Annotated in this window: 3 protein-coding genes; 1 reads left to right on the top strand and 2 read right to left on the bottom strand. The window is 38.2% G+C overall.

The features are described 5' to 3' along the window. Window positions 1-273 precede the first annotated feature (273 nt). Together K1F36_RS20295 and K1F36_RS20300 are read right to left on the bottom strand one after the other, a co-directional pair. A complete protein-coding gene (locus tag K1F36_RS20295) occupies window positions 274-627 on the bottom strand; it encodes a Fic family protein (RefSeq protein WP_258539162.1) in 354 nt (117 codons plus the stop codon). 11 nt (window positions 628-638) lie between these two features. After that, window positions 639-773, bottom strand: a complete 135-nt coding sequence (locus K1F36_RS20300; RefSeq protein WP_258539163.1) for a hypothetical protein — start codon at window positions 771-773, stop codon at window positions 639-641. 346 nt (window positions 774-1,119) lie between these two features. Here K1F36_RS20300 and K1F36_RS19935 point away from each other — a divergent pair, with 346 nt between their 5' ends. Next, a complete protein-coding gene (locus tag K1F36_RS19935) occupies window positions 1,120-1,452 on the top strand; it encodes an ArsR/SmtB family transcription factor (protein WP_220115353.1) in 333 nt (110 codons plus the stop codon). The last annotated feature ends 212 nt before the right edge of the window (window positions 1,453-1,664 follow it).

A 1,664-nucleotide genomic window follows, 5' to 3' on the forward strand; every position in this document is an offset into this window, starting at 1 on the left:
TGTTTTGTTGTGACCTATTTCTAGGTTCGTCGGGGTGGCAGAACCAAAAACAATTCCACATACCCCTTATTATCAATAAGTTACATTAATTTTTCAAAATTAGGTAACCGAATAGGTAACTTTTGACCGATTCGATTCACTTTCTAATACAAATTTAATAAAATATGATGAGGTTTCTCTATATTTATTGACACCTAACTCGATGGAAGTCATCCCCATAGTAGAAGGAACAATATTGTTCTTGAAAAAAGGATACGGTTCTATAGATTCATTTTATCCAATCTGTTTGCCTATTTCCATTAATCTATACTTCTGTTTACTGCTTTTGGGTTTGTCTGGGATTGTTGGTTCCACCAATCCAAGGTCTATGGATCTTTGTAAATATTCTGTCCTAAAATGCTCTCTATGGGTAAGGCCCAATAAGTCCATAATGTCATTACGGCTATGCTCGTTTTGGAATACAGCTATAAGAGTTTTAACTTGCTCAGTAACTTTTTCAGAAATGGGAAATATCATTCTGGTAAAACTATCCATGAACTTAAAACATTCTTTGCCATAATTCTGTAAAATCCTTGGGACGCCTGAACCTAGTTGTTCCACCAATTCCAAATCCTTGTAAACCCGCATCAATTCCTTATTTATTGGAATGGCACACCTTCAAAAAAATCGTCCTTGCTAAGCCCTTCGGGCAATGAACCGGCAGATGTTATTTCAATCCTGTCATCAAATATTTCAAACTTGGACGGTACCCAATTTTGGGAGGAGGTTATCATGATAATTTTATGAATTTAGCGATGTCCTAAAAGGGGCAAGGCTACAAAAGTATTTGAAGAAGCTGAGCGTTTATTATTTGAATCAAGTAGGATCAAATTTAAAAAGTGTAAGAATTGGAGAAAGTGGAAATTTGAGGGACCGGATGAATGAGCTAAATTGAATAGTAAACCATTCCTTTAGAAAGCAATTTGGTCATTTAAGGTTTAATGTTATCACACATACTCACTCAAAACATAATAACTTACCGATCCCATTAAAAAACTTTTCTTGGTAATGGGAAATTGATGCCCATTTCACATTTGGTCAGCTTGTTTATATATTGTAATATTGCGATTAAATAATGATATGGGACTGGCAAAGACCGAAATATTCACCGAAGACCAGAATGAGCTCGCGCTCATCGGTAAGGTATTTGCCCATCCCGCCCGAATTGCCATATTGCAGCACCTCTTCAAGGTCAAGGCCTGTGTCTGCGGTGACCTAGTTGATGAGATTGGACTGGCACAGCCCACTGTTTCACAGCACTTGAAAGAACTCAGGAACATGGGGCTGATCAAGGGTGATGTGGAGGGCACCAGTGTCTGTTACTGTGTCAATGTGGCAAATTGGAACGAAATGAAAGAAAAGTTCAAAGCATTCCTTGATCAGGGGATTGAACTGGACCAAGAATGCTGTTAGTATTTTTTTGAACATATTAATCGTTTTATTGCGATTAACAAATAAACTAAAACCATAAAAAAGAAACCATGAAAACAAAAATGATCCTAACCATGGCACTGCTGTTGCTGTGTCCTCCACTGACCACACACTCTCAGGAATTAAGAGGAAAGATCCAACGCTCCGTAAAGGTGGATGAGCCGGGTAAACTGAGCCACCCGCGCCGGATGAAA

The organism is Flagellimonas abyssi (assembly GCF_019457905.1).
Classification (GTDB): domain Bacteria; phylum Bacteroidota; class Bacteroidia; order Flavobacteriales; family Flavobacteriaceae; genus Flagellimonas; species Flagellimonas abyssi.